Here is a 22,841-nt window from a genome sequence, read left to right as displayed (position 1 = left end):
GCGTCCGGCAGCAGCCGGCGACCGCCCGGCGGGTTCGTCCTCGCAGACCACGAGACAGTGAGCTGCGCGAGGAGAGGCCACCACCATGGCGTACCCGATGACCGACCCCGCCGCCACCGGCGTGCCGGCCAGTCCGGACCTGCCCGAGGTGGAGCGCCGCGTCCTGGACTACTGGACGGCGGACAAGACCTTCGAAGCCAGCGTCGACCAGCGCGACCCGGGCCCGGACGGCGCCAACGAGTACGTCTTCTACGACGGCCCGCCGTTCGCCAACGGCCTGCCGCACTACGGCCACCTCTTCACCGGCTACGTCAAGGACGTGGTGCCGCGCTACCAGACGATGCGCGGCCGGCGGGTCGAGCGCCGCTTCGGCTGGGACTGCCACGGGCTGCCCGCCGAGGTCGAAGCCGAACGCCAGCTCGGCATCTCCACCAAGGCGGAGATCGTCGAGTTGGGCATGGAGCGCTTCAACGACGTCTGCCGCAGCTCGGTGCTGACCTACACGCAGGACTGGGAGCGCTACGTCACCCGGCAGGCCCGCTGGGTCGACTTCGTCAACGACTACAAGACGCTCGACCTGGACTACATGGAGAGCGTCATGTGGGCCTTCAAGGCCCTGTACGACAAGGGGCTGGTCTACGAGGGCTTCCGGGTGCTGGCCTACTGCTGGCGCTGCGAGACGCCGCTGAGCAACACCGAGACCCGGATGGACGACGTCTACCGGGACCGGCAGGACCCGACCGTCACCGTCTGGTTCGAGCTGGCGCCGGCGCAGCCCGGCGGTGAGACGGAACGGATCGGGGTGTGGACCACCACACCGTGGACGCTGCCGTCGAACCTGGCCCTCGCCGTCGGCCCGGACATCGAGTACGCGGTGCTGCGGCGCGACGGGCAGCGGTACCTGCTCGGGGCGGCCCGCCTCGAGGCGTACGCCAAGGAACTGGACGGGTTCGAACGGGTCGGCACGGTGCGCGGCGCCGACCTGGTCGGACGCCGCTACACCCCGCTGTTCGACTACCTGGTCGACCGGGCCGGCCCGAACGCCTACCAGGTCCTCGGCGCCGACTTCGTCACCACCGAGGACGGCACCGGGGTGGTGCACATGGCCCCGGCGTTCGGTGAGGACGACCAGAACACCTGCAACGCCGCCGGCATCCCGACGATCGTCACCGTCGACGACCACACCAGGTTCACCGCCCTGGTCCCGCCGTACGCGGGGGAGCAGGTCTTCGACACCAACAAGCCGATCATCCGTGAGCTGCGTGACCGGGGTCTGCTGCTGCGCCACGACACCTACACCCACTCGTACCCGCACTGCTGGCGCTGTGACACGCCGCTGGTCTACAAGGCGGTGTCGTCGTGGTTCGTCGCCGTGTCCACCTTCCGGGACCGGATGGTGGAGCTGAACCAGCAGATCTCCTGGACGCCGGCGCACGTCAAGGACGGCTCGTTCGGCAAGTGGCTGGCCGGAGCCCGGGACTGGTCGATCAGCCGGAACCGGTTCTGGGGCTCGCCGATCCCGGTCTGGCGCTCGGACGACCCGGCCTACCCCCGGGTCGACGTGTACGGCTCGCTCGACGAGCTGGAACGTGACTTCGGCGTACGCCCGGCCGACCTGCACCGGCCCGGCATCGACGAGCTGACCCGGCCCAACCCGGACGACCCGACCGGCCGGTCCACGATGCGCCGGGTGCCGGAGGTGCTGGACTGCTGGTTCGAGTCCGGGTCGATGCCGTTCGCCCAGGTGCACTACCCGTTCGAGAACCGGGAGTGGTTCGAGCACCACTACCCGGGCGACTTCATCGTCGAGTACATCGGGCAGACCCGTGGCTGGTTCTACACCATGCACGTGCTGGCCACCGCGCTGTTCGACCGGCCGGCGTTCCGTAACTGCGTCAGCCACGGCATCCTGCTCGGCGCCGACGGGCGCAAGATGAGCAAGAGCCTGCGCAACTACCCGGACGTGTACGAGGTGTTCGACACCTACGGCTCGGACGCGATGCGCTGGATGCTGATGGCCTCGCCGGTGCTGCGCGGCGGCGACATGGCGGTGGTGGAGAGCGGCGTCCGCGACGCCGTCCGGCAGGTGCTGCTGCCGCTGTGGAACGTCTGGTACTTCTTCGCGTTGTACGCCAACGCGGAGGGCTACACCGCGACCCGGCGTACCGACAGCACCCACCTGCTCGACCGGTACGTGCTGGCCAAGACCGGGGAACTGGTCGACGAGGCCACCCGGCAGATGGACGGCTACGACATCTCCGGTGCCTGCGCCAGCGTGCGTACCTACCTCGACGCGTTGACCAACTGGTACGTCCGCCGGTCCCGGGACCGGTTCTGGTCCGGTGACACCGACGCGTTCGACACGCTGTACACGGTGCTGGAGACGCTCACCCGGGTGGTGGCGCCGTTGGCGCCGTTGACCAGCGAGGAGATCTGGCGCGGGTTGACCGGTGACCGGTCGGTGCACCTGACCGACTGGCCGGCCGCCGGCGAGTTCCCCGCCGACCACGACCTGGTCGCGTCGATGGACGCGGTCCGCGAGGTCTGCTCGGCCGGGCTGTCGCTGCGCAAGGCCCGCAATCTGCGGGTCCGACTGCCGCTGCCGGCGCTGACCGTGGCCAGCGCCGCCGCGCCTCGGTTGGCACCGTTCGCCGACCTGGTCGCCGACGAGGTCAACGTCAAGTCGGTGGAGTTCACCGACGCGGTCGCCGACCACTGCCAGCAGGTGCTGACCGTGGTGCCCCGGGTGCTCGGCCCCCGGGTCGGCGGCCAGGTGCAGGCGGTGATCCGGGCGGTGAAGTCCGGCGACTGGGCGCTGGGCGACGACGGCGCGCCGGTCGCCGCCGGGGTCCGGCTGGCCGACGGGGAGTACGAGTTGAAGCTGGTCGCCGCCGACCCGGAGCATTCCGCACCGTTGCCGGGCGGGCAGGGAGTGGTGGTGCTGGACACCACCGTCACGCCGGAGCTGGCCGCCGAAGGGCTGGCCCGGGACCTGGTCCGGGTGATCCAGCAGGCCCGGCGGGAGGCCGACCTGCGGATCACCGACCGGGTCCGGGTCACGGTGGTCGCCGGGGCCGACGTGGTGGCGGCGGTACGGGCGTACCAGGACTTCGTCGCCGGTGAGGTGCTCGCCGACGAGGTGACGTTCGACCCGTCCGGTCCGTCCGCCCCCGGTCCGGCGGGTGGATTCGCCGGTGAGGTGGGCGACGGTGAGCCGGTGTCGGTACGGGTGCAGCGGGTCTGACCGGTCCGGGCGGGATCCCGTCCGCTACCGTGTCTGTCCGACCCACCCATGCCTGTCCCGACGCCGGAGGATCCGTGCCGCCGCTGTACTCGATCGGCAAAGTCACTGTCGGACCAGCGTTGCTGCTGGGCTGGCGACCCAAGGTGGAAGGGCGGGAGAACATCCCCACCACCGGCGGGGTGATCCTGGCCGCGAACCACCTGTCCGTCGCCGACGAGTACTTCCTCGGCGCGGTGCTGCCCCGGCACGTGGCGTTCTGGGCCAAGGCCGAGTACTTCGACGGCACCGGGGTCCGTGGCCTGCTGACCAAGGGCCTGGTGACCGGGCTCGGCGCGATCCGGGTGGAACGCGGCGGCGGGCGGGCGGCGTTGAGCGCCTTCGACGGCGCGATCCCGCTGCTGCGGTCCGGTCGGCAGGTGGCCGTCTTCCCGGAGGGCACCCGCTCGCCGGACGGGCGGCTCTACCGGGGCCGCACCGGGGTGGCGCGGCTGGCGCTGGCCGCCGGGGTGCCGGTCGTCCCGGTCGGGTTCGTCGGCACCGCGCAGATCCAGCCGATCGGGTCGCTCTGGCCGAAGCTGAGCCGGGGCACGGTCACGGTCCGGTTCGGCAAGCCGCTCGACTTCACCGGACGTGGCGACGACCGCTCCGAGATGCGCCGGATCACCGACGAGGTGATGAGCGAGATCCAGCAGCTCACCGGCCAGGAGTACGTGCCCCGGTACGCCCCACCGCGTACCGCTGGTGGGGCCAGGACCGGCGACGGCCAGCCGGGCAACGGCAACGGCGACGCCGCCGGCTGAGCCGCCCCCGGGTCACTTCCGGCTGATCACCTGGGAGCGCAGCTGCCCGGTCAACGTCGCGCTCTCCTCGACCGACCGGCGGGTGAACAGCGCCGTGCCGAGGCTGCCGTGGTCGGCCCAGGCGCAGACCACCACATCGTCGCCGTCGGAGACGCCGGTCCCGCAGCTCAGGTGGGTGCCCCGGGCGCCGGTCTCGAACGTATCGACGGCATCCATCTGGTACGCGTCGCTGATCCGGCCGACCTCGCTGTCCAGGTCGCTGCCCGGCGTCATCCGGAAGCCGGTGATGCCGTACAGCACCACGAGCTTGCCGTTGCCGTCCCGGTACACGCCGGCGAAGGTGTCCTCGGCCAGCAGATGGGCGGTGCGCATCTCACCTTCCAGCCGGGCGACGGTCTCCTGGCTGGATCCGTCGTCGCTGAGCCGCAGGTCGGCGATCTGCCCGGGGAGCGCGGCATTTGCCGGGTACTGGTCCCACAGCGGCTTGCCGTAGTACGCCGGGCAGCCACAGCAGCAGGCGACGGTGAGCAGGGTGAACAGCGTCGTCTTCCAGGGCCAGCGCCGTCGCCGGCGTTGTTGTCGGCGCTGCCGACGGGCCGCCTTTCCGGTCGGCGTCGGCGGCCCGGTGACTGGCGGTCGGGTCACCGGGAGCCGGCTCGGGTTCGGCGGGTGCGGACCGGCGACCGGTGGCGGCGGGTGCGGACCGGCGACCGGTGGCGGCGGGTCCGGGGGCGAGGTGGGCGCGGGTGGGGACACCGGCGGGGGGAAGGCCACCGGTTCCGGTGTCGACGGGTCGGCACCGGGCCATCCGTCGGGCGGGTCGGTCGGTTGACCGGCCGGCCAGGGGTCGGCGGCGGCCCACGGGTCGACCGGGGTGCGGGTCGCCGGATCGTCCTCGGCGAACCCGTCGGGGGGTAGCTGCAGGGTGGGGTCACGGGGTGGTGGCTGATCCGTCCGGGGGGCGTCCCGCTGCCACCAGCGCTGGCGCGGCCGCGGTGGCGGTACCGCTGCCGACCCCCGCCACGGGGCTGGTGACGTGGCCGGGTCGGACCCGCCCGCCCCGGCTGGCTGGTCCGTGGTCGGACCTTCATCCGGTTGCGGCTGCCGCATCGCAGATGCATCTCCTCTCGGACCCGTTCGAGGTTAGTACCGTGCGGCCAGCCCGGCCGCCCCGCCCGCGTACTGTGGGTGGTTGATCCGGTGTCCGGTGCGGTTTGGAGGAGGTTTGATGGGTGTCCCGGCAGGCGCTGCCCCGACGGCGACCGTGGGTGGCCCGACGGCCAGGTCGGTCTGGTCCCGGTTGGAGCCGCTGCTGCCCCAGGTCAGCAAGCCGATCCAGTATGTCGGCGGCGAACTCGGCGCGGTGGCCAAGGACTGGGACGCCGCGACGGTGCGCTGGGCGCTGATGTACCCGGACGCCTACGAGGTCGGCCTGCCGAATCAGGGCGTGCAGATCCTGTACGAGGTGCTCAACGAGCAGCCCGACGTGCTGGCCGAACGGACCTACGCGGTCTGGCCGGACCTGGAACGGCTGATGCGGGCGCACGGCGTGCCGCAGTTCACCGTCGACGCGCACCGGCCGGTCGGCGACTTCGACGTTTTCGGTGTCTCGTTCGCCACCGAGCTGGGCTACACGAACCTGCTGACCGCGATCGACCTGGCCGGGATCCCGCTGTCCGCCGCCGACCGGGACGACTCACACCCGGTGGTGCTGGCCGGTGGGCACGCCGTGTTCAACCCCGAGCCGATCGCCGACTTCATCGACGCGGCGGTGCTCGGCGACGGCGAGGAAGCCGTCCTGGAGATCACCGGCATCGTCCGGCAGTGGAAGGCCGAAGGGTCGCCGGGTGGGCGCGACGAGCTGCTGCTGCGGCTGGCCCGCACGGAGAGCATCTACGTGCCGCGCTTCTACGACGTGGACTACCTGCCGGACGGCCGGATCCAGCGGGTGGTGCCGAACCGGGCGGACGTGCCGTTCCGGGTGCACAAGCGTACCACCATGGACCTGGACGCCTGGCCGTACCCGAAGAAGCCGATCGTCCCGCTGGCCGAGACGGTCCACGAACGCTACGCGGTGGAGATCTTCCGCGGCTGTACGCGCGGTTGCCGGTTCTGTCAGGCGGGCATGATCACCCGTCCGGTGCGGGAGCGGTCCATCACCACGGTCGGGCAGATGGTCGCCGACGGACTGGAGTACTCCGGCTTCCACGAGGTCGGTCTGTTGTCGCTGTCCTCGGCCGACCACTCGGAGATCGGCGACATGTGCTCCGGTCTGGCCGAGCAGTACGCGGGCACCAACGTGTCGCTGTCGCTGCCGTCCACCCGGGTCGACGCGTTCAACATCGAGCTGGCCCAGGAACTGTCCCGCAACGGTCGGCGTACCGGGCTGACCTTCGCCCCAGAGGGCGGTTCGGAGCGGATCCGACGGGTGATCAACAAGATGGTCTCGGAGGAGGACCTGATCCGGACCGTGGTGACCGCGTACACCAACGGCTGGCGTCAGGTGAAGCTCTACTTCATGTGCGGGCTGCCCACCGAGACCGACGACGACGTGCTGCAGATCGCCCGGCTCGCGCACGAGGTGATCAAGGCGGGGCGGGCGGCGACCGGTTCCAAGGACATCCGGTGCACCGTCTCGATCGGCGGGTTCGTGCCCAAACCGCACACCCCGTTCCAGTGGGCGTCGATGCAGCGCCCGGAGGTGATCGACAACCGGTTGCGGCTGCTCAAGCAGGCGATCAACGCGGACCGGTCGCTCGGTCGGGCGATCGGCTACCGTTACCACGACGGTGAGCCGTCGCTGATCGAAGGGCTGCTGTCGCGCGGTGACCGGCGGGTCGGCGCGGTGATCCGCCGGGTCTGGGAGTCCGGCGGCCGGTTCGACGGCTGGAGCGAACACTTCTCGTACCAGCGGTGGGTCGACGCGGCCGCCGACACACTGCCGGCGTACGGGGTCGACCTGGACTGGTACACGGTCCGCGAACGGGACGCCACCGAGGTGCTGCCCTGGGACCACCTGGACTCGGGGCTGGACAAGGACTGGCTCTGGCAGGACTGGCAGGACGCGTTGGGCGAGTACGAGCAGGATGACTGCCGGTGGACGCCCTGTTTCGACTGCGGTGTCTGTCCGTCAATGGATACTGAGATCCAGATCGGTCCGACCGGGCAGAAACTGCTGCCGCTGACACCGGTCAACACCGGCCTGCGGACCCCGGCGGCGGGCTGACTGGCGCGCCGCACCCATCCGGGTGAGGATGACGACGTTCCCTACCCCTTCCGAGGAGCATCACGATCAGCAGGAAGCCACAACCGGCAGGCGGCCAGGCACCGGTCGTGCAACGGATCCGGATCCGGTACGCCAAGCGCGGCCCGCTGCGGTTCACCTCGCACCGCGACTTCGCCCGGGCGTTCGAACGGGCACTGCGCCGGGGCGGTGTCCCGGTCGCCTTCTCTCAGGGATTCACCCCGCACCCCAAGATCTCCTACGCGAGCGCGGCTCCGACGGGTGTCGCCAGCGAGGCCGAGTACCTGGAGATCGGTCTGCAGCAGCAGGTCGACCCCGACCGGCTGCGGGTGGCGCTCGACGCCGCGCTGTCGCCCGGTCTCGACGTACTGGAGGCGGTCGAGGCGGCCGGCGGCAGCCTGGCCGACCGGATCGACATGTCTCGGTGGCGGATCGAGCTGCCCGAGGTCGATCCGGAGTCGGCCGGCCGGGCGGTGGCGACCTTCGCCGCCGCCGAGGAGGTGCTGGTGGAGCGGTTGACCAAGCAGGGTCGGCGGACCTTCGACGCCCGTGCCGCGGTGGTGCGGATCGTGGTCGCCGACCGGTCCGACAACACCAACGGACCGGGTGCCGGTCCGGGCAGCGGCCTACCTTCCGAGGTCAGCTCGGTGCCGTGTGCGATACTCGACCTAGTCGTCCGGCAGGTCACCCCGTCGGTACGACCCGATGACGTCCTCTCCGGCCTGCGCGTCATGGCCGACCTGGAGCCGCCGGTGCCGCCCCGAGTGACCCGGCTAGCGCAGGGAACACTGACCGCGCAGGGGGAGATCGTCGATCCGTTGGAGGCGGATCGAGCTGGGCAGCCATCGGTGAACGCCAGCCGTGTTCCGGCCGGCGCTCAGTAAGCCAGACTTCGGCGGTCTGCCTCCGGGTCTTTCGCCCCACCGGGCCGGAAGCTCAGCGGCGCGTCCGCCGGATCACTTTTTGCGGCAACCCTGCGTGGCAGCGCTCACCCGCGCCCGGGGCGGCCAGAACTGGAGAACGTCCAATGCTCGAAAATGAGCCCGAGGGCGGGGACCGGACCGGTACCGAACCGGCCGGCGCTACCGCTGATGTGACCCGATCCACAACCGCCCGTACGACGCGGCGGCGGACCAGCAAGGCCGCGGCGTCGGCCGCCGAGCCGGTGGTGGAGGCCACCGGCGGCGATGCGGCCGCGACCGGTGGTTCGGCCGAACCGGCACCGGCCACCGGTGAACCGGCTGCGCCGTCGCGGACCCGCCGTCGCCGTTCGACGGCAGCGGACGCCACCGGCACGGGTGGCCCGAACGACGCCGCTGGCCCGTCGGCCGACTCCGCTGCGGAGCCGGCCGAGCCGGCCGTCAAGAAGATCACTCGGACCCGGCGGAAGAAGGCGGCCGAGCCGGCAGTCGAGGTGCCGGTCGAGGAGAGCGAACCCGCCCCGGGAGCAGCCGCTGCCCAACTGGCCACATCGTCGCCGGCCGGTCCCGCGACGCCGGCCGCCGAGCCACCCGCGGCCGCCGAGCCGCTGGCCGCCGAGCCGCTGGCCGCCGAGCCGGCGCCGACCCGGGCAACCGGACGGTCGGCGAAGTCTCGCTCGGCGGCGAAGTCTGGCTCGGCCACCGCCGGCTCCGACGCGGAACCGGGTGCCGCCGTGGACCAGCCCGGCCCGGCGACCGACGACGCCGCTGCGGCACCTGACACCGCGCCGCCGTCCCGACGCCGCAGAGCGGCCGCCGGCCCACCGGTCGTACTGTTCATGGCGCCCGATCCGCAGAGCCCGCCGGTCGCCACCGACGAGGGCCAGCCGGCCGCAGCGGAGGCCGCTGTCCGGGCCGTCGACGGTGCCGAGGCGGCCGGCGAGGACGAGCCGGTACGGCGCCGCCGGCGGGGCCGGCGTAGCGCCGACAGCGAGCCGACGGCCGAGGCCGTCACCGAGGCCGCCGATGCGCCGCAGGAGCAGCCCGCTGCGGCGACCACCGACACCGACGACGACGATGACGATGACGACACGCCGGCCGGCCGGCGCCGTCGACGCCGTGGCCGCCGGGGCCGGGGCCGGGGCAAGGGCGGCGCGGAGGAGGACGACGCCGACACCGGCGACGAGACCGAAGCGTCCACTGCCGGTGGGTCGGCCGCCGACGCCGACGCTGATGGCGATGGCGATGGCGATTCCACGACCCGTCGCCGTCGGCGGCGGCGCCGCCGTGGCTCCGGCGACGCCGAGTCGGGTGCCGAGGACGGCGTGCCGACCGTTGTCAAGATCCGTGAACCACGCAAGACCGTCGACGAGGTGCAGGGCGTCACCGGGTCGACCCGGTTGGAAGCGAAGCGGCAGCGCCGTCGGGACGGCCGGGAGCAGCGGCGGACCCGTCCGCCGATCCTCAGCGAGTCGGAGTTCCTGGCCCGGCGGGAGGCCGTCGACCGGGACATGGTGGTGCGCCAGCGCGGTGACCGGACGCAGATCGCCGTGCTGGAGGACGGTGTCCTGGTCGAGCACTACGTCACCCGGGCGTCGTCGGGCACCATGGCCGGCAACGTCTACCTCGGCAAGGTGCAGAACGTGCTGCCGAGCATGGAGGCCGCCTTCGTCGACGTGGGGCGTGGCCGCAACGCGGTGCTGTACGCCGGTGAGGTCAACTGGGACGCCACCGGCCTGGAAGGTCGGTCCCGGTCCATCGAACAGGCGCTGCGTTCCGGCGACTCGGTGCTGGTGCAGGTCACCAAGGACCCGATCGGGCACAAGGGCGCTCGGCTCACCAGTCACGTCGCGCTCTCCGGCCGGCATCTGGTGTACGTGCCGAACGGCAACGCATCCGGGATCAGCCGCAAACTGCCGGACACCGAGCGCAAGCGGCTCCGGGACATCCTCAAGAAGTTGGTGCCCGATGGCGCCGGCGTCATCGTGCGGACCGCAGCTGAAGGCGCCAGCGAGGACGAGCTGTCCCGGGACGTCAAGCGACTGCAGGCACAGTGGGAGGACATCCAGGCCAAGGTGGGTTCCGGCGGCGCGCCGACGCTGCTCTACGAGGAACCGGACCTGGTCATCAGGGTGGTCCGGGACCTGTTCAACGAAGACTTCCGCGAACTGGTCGTGCAGGGCGACACCGCGTACGAGATGGTGGAGTCCTACCTCGCCCACGTCTCGCCGGACCTGCTGGCCCGGCTGCGCCGGCACGCCGCAGTGGCGGACGTGTTCGCCGAGCGGCGCATCGACGAGCAGATCCTCAAGGGCCTGGACCGCAAGGTGTTCCTGCCGTCCGGTGGTCACCTGGTGATCGACCGGACCGAGGCGATGACCGTCATCGACGTGAACACCGGCAAGTACACCGGCGCCGGCGGGAACCTGGAGGAGACGGTCACCCGTAACAACCTGGAGGCCGCCGAGGAAATCGTCCGCCAGCTGCGGCTGCGCGACATCGGTGGCATCGTGGTGATCGACTTCATCGACATGGTGCTGGAGTCGAACCGGGAGCTGGTGCTGCGCCGGCTGACCGAGTGCCTGGGCCGGGACCGCACCAAGCACCAGGTCACCGAGATCACGTCGCTGGGTCTGGTGCAGATGACCCGTAAGCGGATCGGCGCCGGCCTGCTGGAGGCGTTCAGCGAGACCTGTGACTGCTGCAAGGGTCGCGGGCTGATCATCCACACCGAGCCGGTGCCGGAGAAGCCGCGCTCGTCGGGCGGTACCGGGGCCGGGGACCGGGCGAAGACGGTCGCCGCAGCTCCGGCCAGCGGTGGTGGTACCAGCGGTACGGGTGGTGCGACGGCCGGCGGCAGCCGCCGCCGGGGTCGCAAGGCCAACCAACCGGCGGACGACACCTCCCCGGCGCCTGATGTCACCGCTGCGCCTGACGTCCCGGACACACCCGACGTCACGGCTGTGATCGGGGTGGACCAGCCGGATGAGCCGGCCGACCTGATGGTGGTCGCCGGTGTTGCCGAAGCCGAAGCCGAGGCTGAGCCTGAGCCTGCCCCGACCACCACCGGCGTGATCAGGGTCCCCGTCGCGGCAGCGCAACCGCTGGTCGATCCGGCCGCGGAGGACGAGGACGAGACGATGGGCTACGACCTGTCCCGCTACGAGGTGGATCCGGTGGTCGAGACCGGCAACGGCGCGGCACCGGTCCGTCTGGCCGGGGCGGACGATCCCGATCTCGCCGATGACGACGATGACCGGGACGCGTCGGCGGCCGACCACGCCGCCGGCGGTCGGCGACGGGTCCGCCGCAGCGGGGGCACCCGTCGCCGGACCCGTCCCTGACCGGGGTCGATTTGAGGGTTGCCACCGGCATGGCGTACCCTTGCCGGTGGCGCACCCGGTGCGCCAGGTTCCCGCGTGCCCGTGACTGCTCAGTCCGTGACCGCCGCGTCCGTTCCCCACGGCGTAGCCGACGGTCCGCCGAGCTGCCACGAACACCATCCGCCAGCGACAAACGACAGGAGTCCGCGTCCGATGTACGCGATCGTCAAGACCGGCGGCAAGCAGTACAAGGTCGCCGAGGGCGACGTGATCGAGGTCGAGAAGATCACCGGTGCCCCCGGTGACGCGGTGACGCTTCCCGCGGTGCTCCTCGTCGATGGCGACGACCTGGTGACCGACGCGACCAAGCTTGCCCAGGTCGCTGTGACCGGCGAGATCGCCGCGCAGACCAAGGGTCCGAAGATCCGGATCCACAAGTTCAAGAACAAGACCGGCTACCACAAGCGCCAGGGTCACCGTCAGCCGCTGACCCAGGTCAAGGTGACCGGCATCTCGAACGGGAAGTAGGCACCAGCCATGGCTCACAAAAAGGGTGCGTCCAGCTCGCGGAACGGCCGTGACTCCCAGGCCAAGCGTCTCGGCGTGAAGCGGTTCGGTGGTCAGGTCGTCAGCGCCGGCGAGATCCTTATCCGTCAGCGCGGCACCAAGTTCCACCCGGGTGACCTGGTCGGCCGGGGCGGCGACGACACGCTGTTCGCGCTGGCCGACGGCTCGGTGCAGTTCGGCACCAAGCGCGGCCGCAAGACGGTCAACATCGTTCCGGCGACGCAGTAGCATCTGCCGTACAGCGCCGCCGCAGGCAGGCGCCCTGGCGTTGCTGGCTGACGCTTGTCGAGCAACCTGACGAGCGGGCTGCGGACCAGAGGTCCCAGCCCGCTTTGTCGTGTACGCCGGTCGCTCCGGCGGCAGTGGAGAGGATAGGGCCGTGACGACCTTCGTCGACCGGGTTGTACTGCATGTGCTGGCGGGGAACGGTGGGCACGGCTGCGTCTCGATCCACCGCGAGAAGTTCAAGCCGTTCGGTGGGCCGGACGGGGGCAACGGCGGGCACGGCGGCAGCGTCACCCTGGTCGTCGACCCGCAGGTGCACACCCTGCTCGACTTCCACTTCCGGCCGCATGCCAAGGCGGAGAACGGCAAGGGCGGGGCTGGCGGCAACCGGGACGGCGCCAAAGGTGCCGACCTGGTGCTCAAGGTGCCGAACGGGACGAGTGTGCAGGGTCTCGACGGCGAGGTGCTGGCCGATCTGGTCGGCGCCGGCACCAGCCTGGAGATCGCCCGGGGCGGCCGGGGCGGCCGGGGCAACGCGGCGTTGGCCAGCGCCCGGCGCAAGGCCCCCGGCTTCGCCGAGTTGGGCGAGCCGGGTGAGCAGCTTGACGTCGTGCTGGAACTCAAGAGCGTCGCCGACGTGGGCCTGGTCGGTTTCCCTTCGGCCGGCAAGTCGTCGCTGATCTCGGTGATCTCGGCGGCCCGGCCGAGGATCGCCGACTACCCGTTCACCACGTTGGTGCCCAACCTCGGGGTGGTCCGGGCCGACGAACACACCTTCACCGTCGCCGACGTACCCGGGCTCATCCCCGGTGCGGCCACCGGCAAGGGCCTCGGTCTGGAGTTCCTGCGGCACATCGAGCGGTGCGCCGTGCTGGCCCATGTGGTGGACACGGCGACCCTGGAACCTGGGCGGGACCCGCTGGCCGACATCGACGCGATCGAGGCGGAGCTGGCCGCGTACGGCGGTCTGGCGGACCGGCCGCGGCTGGTGGTGCTGAACAAGATCGACGTACCGGATGGCAGGGCAATGGCCGAGCTGGTCCGCGACGACCTGGCGGCGCGCGGGCTGCGGGCGTTCGAGGTCAGTACGGCGACCAGGGAAGGGCTGCGGGAGCTGACCTACGCCTTGGCGGAACTGGTCGCCGGCGCCCGTGCGGCCGCGCCGGAGCTGGAGCCGACTCGGATAGTGCTGCGGCCGGCGGCTGTCGACGACGCCGGATTCACCGTCGAGCCGGCTGCCGACGGCGGGTACCGGGTCCGGGGATCCCGCCCGGAACGGTGGGTACGGCAGACCAACTTCGACAACGACGAGGCGGTTGGCTTCCTCGCCGATCGGCTGGCCCGGCTGGGCGTGGAGGACGCGTTGGCCAAGGCGGGTGCCGAGCCGGGCGCGTTGGTGCGGATCGGCTCGTGGGAGTTCGACTGGCAGCCGAGCCACTTCGCCGATGTCGAGTACGTGCCGAGCTCCCGTGGCACCGATGTCCGGCTGGAGGAGCAGTCGAGCCGGGCCAGCGCCGCGCAGCGGCTGGCGGACCGCAAGGCCCGCCGGCAGCGGCCGGCCGAGGACGACTCGGACGTATCGAGGTAACTGGTTGTTACCAAGCGGGTTGGTGGCAGTTGAACGTCGGGTTGTCGGAATCAGGCCTGATCCCGGCCAACTGGACGAAACCTTCGGGAAACGCGCTTTGTCTATCGTGACTGAGTGTTGATCGAGCGTCGTCTGCCTACCGACCCGGAGGTCGCTGCCCTGATCATGACCCAGCAGCGCGAGCTGGCTGAGGCGGAACGTGCCGGTCGACCGGTCGACCCGGTCGGGTACCCGGTACACGACGACGCCCGGTACCTGGTGTGCGTGCTGGACGGGCGGGCGGTCGCCTGCGGCGCCGTCCAGGCGTTGGACGCGCAGACCGCCGAGATCAAACGGATGTACGTACGGCCGGCCTACCGGGGCCGGGGGATCGCGCGGCACCTGCTGACCGCGTTGGAGGAGTCGGCGTACGCGGCCGGCCACACCGTCTTCCGGCTGGAGACCGGCAGCTACCTGCCGGTGGCACTGCACCTGTACGCCTCGGCGGGCTACGCCCGGATCCCGGTCTACGGCGAGTACGTCGGTAATCCGTACAGCGTCTGCTTCGAGAAGCGGGTCCCGGTCGCCGCGGCCTGACCGTCCTGGCTCATGGTGCCCGGCCACGCGGACGGGGTGGCCGAACCCGGGCGAATGGTGGACGATGTCGGGTCATGAGCGATTCGCCGGTTCTGGACAGTCCCGAGGCTATCGATGCTCATCTCGCCGCTGCCATCGAGCGGTGGGAGCGGGGGCGGCGCGGGGTGCGGTTCGTTCTCTGCGACGAGGAGGACCGCGTACAGGTCCACTGCCCGGTCGACGACCTGCCGGCGCGGCTCGACCCGGACGACTGCGCCCAGGCGGTCGGGATCTTCGCCAACGCGCTCGCGGAGCGGGCGGGTGACGGCTCGATGCTGGTGGTGCTCACCCGGTCCGGGTCGAGTGCGGTCAGCGACCCGGACCGGCTCTGGTTCCACACCGCGTACCAGGTGTGTGGGCAGGCCGGCGTGCGGCTGCTCGGCGTACATCTGGTGACGCCGACCGACCAGCGGCGGATTCTGCTCGACGACGCGCTGTAGTCCTGGTTCGTCCTGATCTCCCGGGTGCGCTCCGGGTCCCGGTCGTGTCAAAGATTATTGACATCATGTCCAGTCTCCATTACCTTGGTGATGTCAAATTTTCTTTACATCGGGAGCGTGTCATGTCGTACGAGGAGAAGGGCACCTGGGCGTTCCTGGTGACCACCCTGGGCACGTACGCGGGCTACGTCGTCGCCCTCGTGCGCCGAGCCGACGGCGGACCGCTGACCGAAGCGCCGTACGTGTCGACGATGCTCTGGGCGCTCGGCATCGCCATCGTCGCGGCGATGGTCCTGCGGATCATGGTCGAGATCGCGGTGCCGAGCGAGACGTACCAGATCGACATCCGAGACAAGGACATCAACCGCCAGGGCGACTACGTCTCCGGGCTGGTCCTCTCGGTCGGGATGGTGCTGCCGCTCGGGCTGACCCTGGCCGAGCTCGACCACTTCTGGATCGCCAACGCCATCTACGCGGTGTTCGTGGTGTCCACCTCGATCGGCGCGATCGTCAAGATCGTCGCGTACCGCCGGGGGTGGTGAAGCGTGGGCAGACCGACCAGGGTGACCAACTCGATCCGGGCCCTGCGCTTTGCCAACGGGGAGATGACCCAGGCCGAGCTCGCCAAACGGCTCGGCGTGACCCGACAGACCGTCATCGCCATCGAGCAGGGGAAGTACTCGCCGTCGTTGGAGATGGCGTTCCAGATCGCCCGGGTCTTCCGGGTCCCGCTCGACGACGTGTTCCAGTACGCCGGCGACGAGCCGGCGTGACCCACCCCTCGACCCGGGAGGAACCGACGATGCGAGCGATCACCCAGGACGCGTACGGCCCACCGGAGAAGGTGATGGTCCTGCGCGACGTCGACCGGCCGGTGCCGGGGGAGCACGACGTGCTGGTCCGCGTGCATGCCACGCCGGTCAGCGGCACCGACTGGCACCTCGTTCGAGGGCTGCCGTACGTTGCCCGGCCGATCACCGGCTGGCGTCGGCCGAGGTCCCGGATCCCTGGCTACGACCTCGCCGGCACCGTCGTCGAAGCCGGCGCGGCGGTGACCACCCTGCGACCGGGCGACCAGGTGTACGGCTGGGCCGCCGGCACCTTCGCCGAGTACACGGTGGTGCCGGAGAAGCAGTTGGCCCCGATCCCGGCCACCCTCACCCTGGAGCAGGCGGCGGCGGTGCCGATCGCCGCGTTCACCGCCCTGCAGGCGGTCCGCGACGGAGCCGGTCTGCTGGCCGCCGACACCGGGGACCCTCGGCCAGCCGGTGGACCGGCCCGTCGGGTGCTGATCACCGGGGCGTCCGGCGGGGTCGGGACCTACGCGGTCCAGTTCGCCAAGGCGTACGGCGCCCACGTCACCGGCATGTGCCGGACCAGCAAGATGGACCTGGTCGCCGGGCTCGGCGCCGACGAGGTGGTCGACTACACCGTGACCCCGTTGGGCGACCTCGGCCGTCGTTTCGACGTGCTGATCGACCTGTACGGCAACCCGTCGCTGGCCGAGGTCGCCCGCGTGCTGGTCCCCGGCGGCACCGTCGCCTACGTCGGCGGCACCGGCGGACGGTGGTTCATGGGCACCGACCGGTGGCTGCGCGGCATGGCGCTCGCGCCGCTGCACCGGCTCAGGACCCGGCCCGTGATTCACAAGGACAGCCACGACGACCTGGTCACCATCACCGGGATGATCGAGTCGGGGACGGTCCGACCGGTACTGGACCGGACGTTCCCGCTGGCACAGGCGGCCGAGGCGATCCGCTACGTCACCGCTGGCGAGGTACGCGGCCAAGCCGTCCTGCGCTGCGCCGACTGACCGCTGCCGGTCACGGATCGCTCAGCGCCTGGCGGCAACGCGCATGTGCGCGTACGTACCGGTACTAGCCGGCGTGCGCGTACGTGCGCACCCCATGATCAGTTGACGAAAAATCGGGCGACACGCCGGCCGCACACCGCATTTTCATCAACTGATCATGGCTCTCATCGGTCCTGGCTACCAGATCACGGCCGGGGAGTGCGTCGAGGAACGCCGACCACGCCTGGGCCTTGACCAGCTCTGTGTTGTCCACTGTCACGCACCTCCGGCTAGCCGAGTGGTTAGGTCGTGCTGACCCGGGCCGCCGTGATCGCCGAGTCAGTCCAGGTCGAACTCGCCGTCCTGGGCGCCGGCGACGAACGCGTCCCACTCGGCCTGGGTGAAGACCAGGACCGGGCCGTCGGGCTCGGCCGAGTTGCGCATCCCGATCAGATCGTCGACGAACGCGATCTCGACCGCGCCCTCGGACGCGTCGCCCTCGGCCCGCTGCCACACCGCCCGCGACAGGTCGAAATCGCCCTTGGGGTGCTGCGCCATCGTCGACTCCTTCTGCACTGAAACACATGTGGGTGATGTCGGGCGGTACACGCCCGGTTACCGGCACAGGCTAACGCCCGCCGCCTCCGACATGTGCGGCAGGATGGTCGGATGCCGAGCCTGACCCGCGCCGAGGCGGCCGAGCGCGCCGCGACGATCACCGTCGAGTCGTACACGATCGACCTCGACCTGACCATCGGTGCCACCGAGTTCGGCTCGACCAGCGTGATCGAGTTCCGGGCCGCGCCGGGAGCAGCGACCTTCGTCGAGGTCGCTGCGGCGAAGCTGACCCGGGTACGGCTCAACGATGTCGACCTCGATCCGGCGAGTCTCGACGACAACCGGGTGCCACTGACCGGGCTCGCCGCGCGTAACACGCTGACCGTCGAGGCGCGGATGGCGTACTCCAACTCTGGGCAAGGGCTGCACCGGTTCGTCGACCCGGCCGACGGTGAGACGTACCTGTATGCCATGTCGTTCCTGGACGACGCGCCACGCATCTTCGCCTGCTTCGACCAGCCCGACCTGAAGGCACCGGTCCGGCTACGGGTCACCGCGCCGCCGGAGTGGACGGTGGCCGGCAACGGCCAGCCGGTCGGCGCGCCGGTGGACGGGCGGTGGGCGTTCGCGCCGACGGCGCCGCTGGCGACGTACCTCGTGACCCTGATCGCCGGGCCGTACCACGCCCGCCACGCCGAGCACGACGGCGTCCCGCTGTCGCTGTACTGCCGGCGTTCGCTCGCCGCGTACCTGGACGCCGACGCCGAGGAGATCTTCACGATCACCCGGCAGTGCCTGGACCGCTTCCACGAGCTGTTCGAGGTGCGGTACCCGTTCGGCGGCTACGGTCAGGCGTTCGTGCCCGAGTTCAACGCCGGCGCGATGGAGAACCCGGGCCTGGTGACCTTCCGCGACGACCACATCTTCCGGTCGGCGGTCACCGACAGCGAACGCGAGCGGCGGGCCACCACCATCGCCCACGAGATGGCCCACATGTGGTTCGGCGACCTGGTGACCATGCGGTGGTGGGACGACCTGTGGCTCAACGAGTCGTTCGCCGAGTACCTCGGGGTGCGGGTGACCGCCGAGGCGACCCGGTTCACCGACGCCTGGACGACTTTCGGCATCCTCTACAAATCCTGGGGGTACGCCGCGGACCAGCGCCCGTCGACCCATCCGGTGGCGCCGGAGGAGGTAGCCGACGCCGAGCGGGCGTTGCTCAACTTCGACGGCATCTCGTACGCCAAGGGCGCGTCGGTGCTGCGCCAGTTGGTGGCCTGGCTGGGCGACGAGCCGTTCCTGGCCGGGCTGCGGGCACATTTCGCCGCCCACCGGTTCGGCAACGCCACGCTGGCCGACCTGCTCGACGCGTTGACTGCGGCGAGTGGCCGTGACCTGTCCGGCTGGGCGACGCGGTGGCTGCGGCAGGCGCAGGTGAACACGATCCGGGCCGAGACGACCGTCGACGAGACCGGTCGCTACCGGGAGGTCGCCCTGGTGCAGACCGCACCGCAGCGCTATCCGGTACTGCGTCCGCACCGGATCGGACTGGGGTTGTTCGACGCTGAGGTGACCGGGGACCGGCGGGTGTCGGTGCGGCGGTGCCGGCTGGCGGTGGACCTGGCCCCGGATGTCGACGGCGGACGGACCCTGGTACCGGCGCTGGTCGGTGAGCCGGCGGCCGACCTGCTGCTGGTCAACGACGGTGACCTCACGTACGCCAAGGTGCGGTTCGACTCGGCGTCGGCGGCCGCGCTGCCGGCGATGCTGCCCGGGATGACCGATCCGTTGGCCCGGGCGGTGTCGTGGACGGCGACCCTGGACGCGGTACGTGACGCGCAGCAGCCGGTGGCCGAGTTGGCGGCGCTGATCGAGCTGGCCCTGCCGGCCGAGACGGTGGTGGTGGTCGTCGAGGACGTGCTGCGGCTGAGCCGGTCGGTGATCGACCGGTACGCGCACCCGGTGGACCGTCCGGTGCTGCGGTCCCGGCTCGGTGCCGCCTGCACCCGGCTGCTGGCCGCGGCCGGGCCCGGCACATCGGTCCAGTTGGCCGCCGCCCGGGGGGCGATCACCGCCAGCGGGGACGTGGACTGGTTGCGGGGGTGGCTGACGGGGCGGGTGGTGCCCGCCGGGCTGACGATTGACGCCGACCTGCGCTGGTTGCTGCTCTACCGGCTGGCGGCGTGCGGCGGCGTCGGCGCGACCGAGATCGACGACGAGGCCGACCGGGACCGCAGCGCGGCCGGAGAGCAGTGGGCCACGAAGTGCCGTGCGGCGCTGCCGGACCCGGCCGGCAAGGAGCGTGCCTGGCAGGCGATCGTCACCGACACCAGCCTGTCCAACCGTCTCGTCGAGGCGTACGCCGAAGGGTTCTGGCAGCCGGAACAGACCGAGCTGACGGCGCCGTACGTCGACCGGTACTTCGCCGATCTGCCGGCGGCGACCCGGCGGCGCGTGGCGTGGCTCGCCGACCGGGTGGCGGAGTCGGCCTTTCCGCAGTTCGCGGTGAACGAGCGGACCCGGGCGGCGGCGACCGCGATGCTCGCCCGCGACGATCTCACCGCCGGGCTGCGCCGGGTGGTCACCGACGCCACCGATGAACTGGACCGGGCGTTGACCGCGCGGCGTCGGTACCCAGCCGGAGCCGGACCGGCGTAGGCGGGGATCGCCGTAGCTCTAGGGATCGCCGTAGCTAGGAATCGCCGTAGGTACAAAGCGGGAGCAGGCACCCGATAGTGTTGCCTACGCCACGCGACAGCCCGGCTGGGTAGATCATCGGCATACGATTCGTCGATGGACGATGGCATCCGTCGGGTCGGCATCATGGGCGGCACCTTCGATCCGATCCACCAGGGTCACCTGGTCGCGGCGAGCGAGGTGGCCGAGCGCTTCGCGCTCGACGAGGTGGTCTTCGTGCCGACCGGGGATCCGTGGGAGAAGGCCGGGCTGACGGTTACCCCGGCCGAGGACCGGTACCTGATGACCGTGATCGCGACCGCGTCGAACCCGACGTTCCAGGTGAGCCGGGCGGACATCGACCGGCCCGGCCCGACGTACACCGTCGACACGTTGCGCGACCTGCACTCGGTGTACGGGCCGAAGGCGCAACTGTTCTTCATCACCGGCGCGGATGCCCTGGAGAAGATCCTGTCCTGGAAGGACACGGATGCGATGTTCGAGTTGGCCCACTTCATCGGGGTGACCCGGCCGGGGTTCGAGTTGTCCGACGCACACCTGCCGGCCGACACGGTGTCCCTGGTCGAGGTGCCGGCGATGGCGATCTCGTCGACCGAGTGCCGGGCGCGGGTGGCTGCCGGCAAGCCGCTGTGGTATCTCGTGCCGGACGGGGTGGTGCAGTACATCGCCAAACGTCGGCTGTACGAGACGGAATCTTCGGGGCAATGACCCCTCCGTGTCATGTTCTGGGTGTTATATCCGTATTTCCTGGCTGGGCGAGTGTGAGAGGCTAGAGCAGCGAAGCTGTCTAGCTGAAGGAGTGTTGTCGAGGTGATCCGATGAGCGCCTCAGAGCGCGCGCGGGAGCTGGCCCTGACGGCCGCCCAGGCCGCCGCCGACAAGAAGGCGCAGGACATCGTCGTCATTGACGTGGCCGACCGGATGGCGATCACCGACGCCTTCGTGCTCGCCTCGGCGCCGAACGAGCGCCAGGTGTTGGCCGTCGTCGATGCCATCGAGGAGAGTCTGGTCCGGCTGCCGGACAAGGCCAAGCCGATCCGGCGTGAAGGCGACCGGGCCGGCCGGTGGGTGCTGCTCGACTTCAACGACATCGTGGTGCACGTCCAGCACACCGAGGAACGCGAGTTCTACGCCCTCGACCGGCTCTGGAAGGACTGTCCGGTCATCCCGTTCGTCGACCGCGACCTGGTCGAGGCCGAGGCCGGGGCCACCGAGTGACTCGGTTGATCGTCTGGCGGCACGGCAACACCGACTGGAACGCCGCCGACCGGGTGCAGGGCCAGACCGACACCGCGCTCAACGACCTCGGCCGGGCCCAGGCCACCGCCGCCGCGCCGCTGATCGCGGCGCTACGACCGGACGCGATCGTCGCCAGCGACCTGCAGCGGGCGGCCGACACCGCAGCGGCTCTGGCGGCACTCACCGGCCTTCCGGTCCGTTCCGATCCCCGGTTGCGGGAGCGGCAGTACGGGCTCTGGCAAGGGCTCACCATGCCGACCATCGCCGAACGGTTCCCCGCCGAGCACGCCCGCTGGCGGGCCGGCGATCCGTCGCCCGGCTGTGCCGTGGAGAGCCTCGACGACCTTGGCAAACGGGTCGGGGAGGCGTTGCAGGACGCGGCTGACGCGACGCCGGGCGGGACCGTGGTGGTCGCCACCCACGGCGGGGCGGCCCGGCAGGGCTGTGGCCATCTGCTCGGCTGGGGCACGGCGGTGCTGCGTACCGTCGCTCCGCTGCAGAACTGCCACTGGACCGAGCTGCGGTACGACGAGTCGCGTGGCTGGCAACTGCGGGCACACAACGTCGGAGTGAGCAGCACCCGGGACATCCCCGCCCCGGTCTGACTCGACAGCCGGCTTGATCCGACGGCCGGCCTGGCCCGACAGGTGGCCTGGCCGGGCACGATCGCCGATGATCAGCTAGCGTGCCGGCATGTCCGTCGCGGTCGTGACCGACTCCACCGCCTACCTGCCGGCTGATCTGGCACAGCGGCACCACCTCACGGTGGTGCCGCTGACCGTGCTGGTCGACGGCGTCGAACGCCGGGAAGGCCTTGATCTCACCCCGACCGAGGTGGCCCGCGCGTTGACCGTGCGGCGGTCGGCGGTCAGCACCTCGCGACCCGCGCCCGAGCAGTTCGCCGAGACGTACCGGCGACTGCTGGGCACCGGCAGCTCCGGCGTCGTGTCGGTGCACCTGTCGGCCGGGCTGTCCGGCACGGTCGCGGCCGCCGAACTGGCCGCCCGGCAGACCGGCCCGGACCGGGTCGCGGTGGTGGACAGCGGCTCGACCGGCATGGGGCTGGGCTTCCCTGCGCTCGCCGCGGCGACGGTGGCGGCCGGCGGGGGCGACCTGGCCGAGGTCAGCGCCGCCGCGACCGCCGCGGCGGCCCGCACCCGGACCTTCTTCTACGTCGACACGTTGGAGCATCTGCGGCGCGGTGGTCGGATCACGGCAGCGTCCGCGCTGCTGGGTACGGCGCTGGCGGTCAAGCCGATCCTGCACGTGCAGGACGGTCACATCGTGCTGCGTGACAAGGTACGTACCGCCGCCCGTGCCCTGGCCAAGCTGGTCGACCTCGCCTGTCTCGCGGCCGGCGACGCGTCGCGGGTCGACGTCGCCGTGCACCACCTCGACGATCCGGACCGGGCCGCCGCGCTATGTGCCGAACTGACCTCCCGGCTGGGCGACCGGCTCCAGGACGTCCACGTGGCGCAGATCGGGGCGGTGGTGACCGCACACGCCGGCCCCGGTCTGCTCTCGGTCGTGGTGCACCGGCGGGCGGGCTCCTGACCGCCGGCCCATAGCAGATCGGGGCCCGGTACGGGG

Annotated in this window: 21 protein-coding genes; 18 read left to right on the top strand and 3 right to left on the bottom strand. The window is 71.2% G+C overall.

Translation table 11 applies throughout. The features are described from left to right. Positions 1-85 precede the first annotated feature (85 nt). Both ileS and EDC02_RS18210 read left to right on the top strand, forming a co-directional pair. Positions 86-3,244 (top strand): isoleucine--tRNA ligase, encoded by a 3,159-nt coding sequence (gene ileS / locus EDC02_RS18215; RefSeq protein ID WP_123603004.1) that lies wholly within the window; start codon positions 86-88, stop codon positions 3,242-3,244. 74 nt (positions 3,245-3,318) lie between these two features. Then, positions 3,319-4,044, top strand: a complete 726-nt coding sequence (locus EDC02_RS18210; protein ID WP_123603003.1) for a 1-acyl-sn-glycerol-3-phosphate acyltransferase — start codon at positions 3,319-3,321, stop codon at positions 4,042-4,044. Positions 4,045-4,056: 12 nt separating this feature from the next. On the opposite strand, the gene EDC02_RS18205 is transcribed toward EDC02_RS18210, so the two are convergent. Continuing rightward, positions 4,057-5,154: a hypothetical protein gene (locus EDC02_RS18205; protein WP_123603002.1), complete on the bottom strand. Its 1,098-nt coding sequence runs from the start codon at positions 5,152-5,154 to the stop codon at positions 4,057-4,059. Positions 5,155-5,272: 118 nt separating this feature from the next. Between EDC02_RS18205 and EDC02_RS18200 the strand changes: the two genes are divergently transcribed. From EDC02_RS18200 to EDC02_RS18150, 11 genes are all read left to right on the top strand, one after another. Continuing rightward, on the top strand, positions 5,273-7,270 hold the full coding sequence (locus EDC02_RS18200) for a TIGR03960 family B12-binding radical SAM protein (RefSeq protein WP_123603001.1): 1,998 nt from the start codon (positions 5,273-5,275) through the stop codon (positions 7,268-7,270). Positions 7,271-7,416: 146 nt separating this feature from the next. Further along, on the top strand, positions 7,417-8,172 hold the full coding sequence (locus EDC02_RS18195; protein WP_233606411.1) for a TIGR03936 family radical SAM-associated protein: 756 nt from the start codon (positions 7,417-7,419) through the stop codon (positions 8,170-8,172). 143 nt (positions 8,173-8,315) lie between these two features. Then, entirely contained in the window at positions 8,316-11,552 is a 3,237-nt protein-coding gene (locus tag EDC02_RS18190) for an Rne/Rng family ribonuclease (RefSeq protein ID WP_123602999.1), read from the top strand. A gap of 192 nt (positions 11,553-11,744) precedes the next feature. Continuing rightward, a complete protein-coding gene (rplU, locus tag EDC02_RS18185; protein ID WP_123602998.1) occupies positions 11,745-12,059 on the top strand; it encodes a 50S ribosomal protein L21 in 315 nt (104 codons plus the stop codon). A gap of 9 nt (positions 12,060-12,068) precedes the next feature. Next, on the top strand, positions 12,069-12,326 hold the full coding sequence (gene rpmA, locus EDC02_RS18180; protein WP_123602997.1) for a 50S ribosomal protein L27: 258 nt from the start codon (positions 12,069-12,071) through the stop codon (positions 12,324-12,326). A gap of 151 nt (positions 12,327-12,477) precedes the next feature. Continuing rightward, positions 12,478-13,911: a GTPase ObgE gene (gene obgE, locus EDC02_RS18175; protein ID WP_123602996.1), complete on the top strand. Its 1,434-nt coding sequence runs from the start codon at positions 12,478-12,480 to the stop codon at positions 13,909-13,911. 114 nt (positions 13,912-14,025) lie between these two features. Next, positions 14,026-14,487, top strand: a complete 462-nt coding sequence (locus EDC02_RS18170; protein ID WP_123602995.1) for a GNAT family N-acetyltransferase — start codon at positions 14,026-14,028, stop codon at positions 14,485-14,487. Between the two features lie 74 nt (positions 14,488-14,561). Continuing rightward, positions 14,562-14,966 (top strand): hypothetical protein, encoded by a 405-nt coding sequence (locus EDC02_RS18165; protein WP_148083506.1) that lies wholly within the window; start codon positions 14,562-14,564, stop codon positions 14,964-14,966. Between the two features lie 122 nt (positions 14,967-15,088). Then, entirely contained in the window at positions 15,089-15,508 is a 420-nt protein-coding gene (locus EDC02_RS18160) for a hypothetical protein (protein ID WP_123602993.1), read from the top strand. Between the two features lie 21 nt (positions 15,509-15,529). Beyond that, positions 15,530-15,739 (top strand): helix-turn-helix transcriptional regulator, encoded by a 210-nt coding sequence (locus EDC02_RS18155; RefSeq protein WP_255500588.1) that lies wholly within the window; start codon positions 15,530-15,532, stop codon positions 15,737-15,739. A gap of 29 nt (positions 15,740-15,768) precedes the next feature. Next, the gene (locus tag EDC02_RS18150; protein WP_123604909.1) at positions 15,769-16,779 is read left to right on the top strand and encodes an NAD(P)-dependent alcohol dehydrogenase; all 1,011 of its coding nucleotides are present in this window, start codon (positions 15,769-15,771) and stop codon (positions 16,777-16,779) included. 64 nt (positions 16,780-16,843) lie between these two features. Here the strand turns inward: EDC02_RS18150 and EDC02_RS39595 are convergent, their stop codons facing one another. Further along, on the bottom strand, positions 16,844-17,032 hold the full coding sequence (locus EDC02_RS39595; protein WP_148083505.1) for a hypothetical protein: 189 nt from the start codon (positions 17,030-17,032) through the stop codon (positions 16,844-16,846). A 65-nt stretch (positions 17,033-17,097) separates the two neighbouring features. Next, positions 17,098-17,316, bottom strand: a complete 219-nt coding sequence (locus EDC02_RS18145; protein WP_123602991.1) for a DUF397 domain-containing protein — start codon at positions 17,314-17,316, stop codon at positions 17,098-17,100. 111 nt (positions 17,317-17,427) lie between these two features. On the opposite strand from EDC02_RS18145, the gene pepN reads away from it, so the two are divergent. From pepN to EDC02_RS18120, 5 genes are all read left to right on the top strand, one after another. Further along, positions 17,428-19,974: an aminopeptidase N gene (pepN, locus tag EDC02_RS18140; RefSeq protein WP_123602990.1), complete on the top strand. Its 2,547-nt coding sequence runs from the start codon at positions 17,428-17,430 to the stop codon at positions 19,972-19,974. A 135-nt stretch (positions 19,975-20,109) separates the two neighbouring features. Next, the gene (gene nadD / locus EDC02_RS18135) at positions 20,110-20,721 is read left to right on the top strand and encodes a nicotinate-nucleotide adenylyltransferase (RefSeq protein WP_123602989.1); all 612 of its coding nucleotides are present in this window, start codon (positions 20,110-20,112) and stop codon (positions 20,719-20,721) included. A 110-nt stretch (positions 20,722-20,831) separates the two neighbouring features. Beyond that, a complete protein-coding gene (rsfS, locus tag EDC02_RS18130) occupies positions 20,832-21,230 on the top strand; it encodes a ribosome silencing factor (RefSeq protein ID WP_123602988.1) in 399 nt (132 codons plus the stop codon). Continuing rightward, the gene (locus EDC02_RS18125) at positions 21,227-21,856 is read left to right on the top strand and encodes a histidine phosphatase family protein (protein ID WP_123602987.1); all 630 of its coding nucleotides are present in this window, start codon (positions 21,227-21,229) and stop codon (positions 21,854-21,856) included. The genes rsfS and EDC02_RS18125 overlap by 4 nt, the downstream gene beginning before the upstream one ends. An 88-nt stretch (positions 21,857-21,944) precedes the next feature. Further along, the gene (locus EDC02_RS18120) at positions 21,945-22,805 is read left to right on the top strand and encodes a DegV family protein (protein WP_123602986.1); all 861 of its coding nucleotides are present in this window, start codon (positions 21,945-21,947) and stop codon (positions 22,803-22,805) included. Positions 22,806-22,841: the final 36 nt, after the last annotated feature.

It is taken from the genome of Micromonospora sp. Llam0, assembly GCF_003751085.1.
GTDB lineage: Bacteria > Actinomycetota > Actinomycetes > Mycobacteriales > Micromonosporaceae > Micromonospora_E.
Note: the sequence above shows the minus strand (reverse complement) of the source record. Positions and strands in the feature narration are given on the sequence as shown.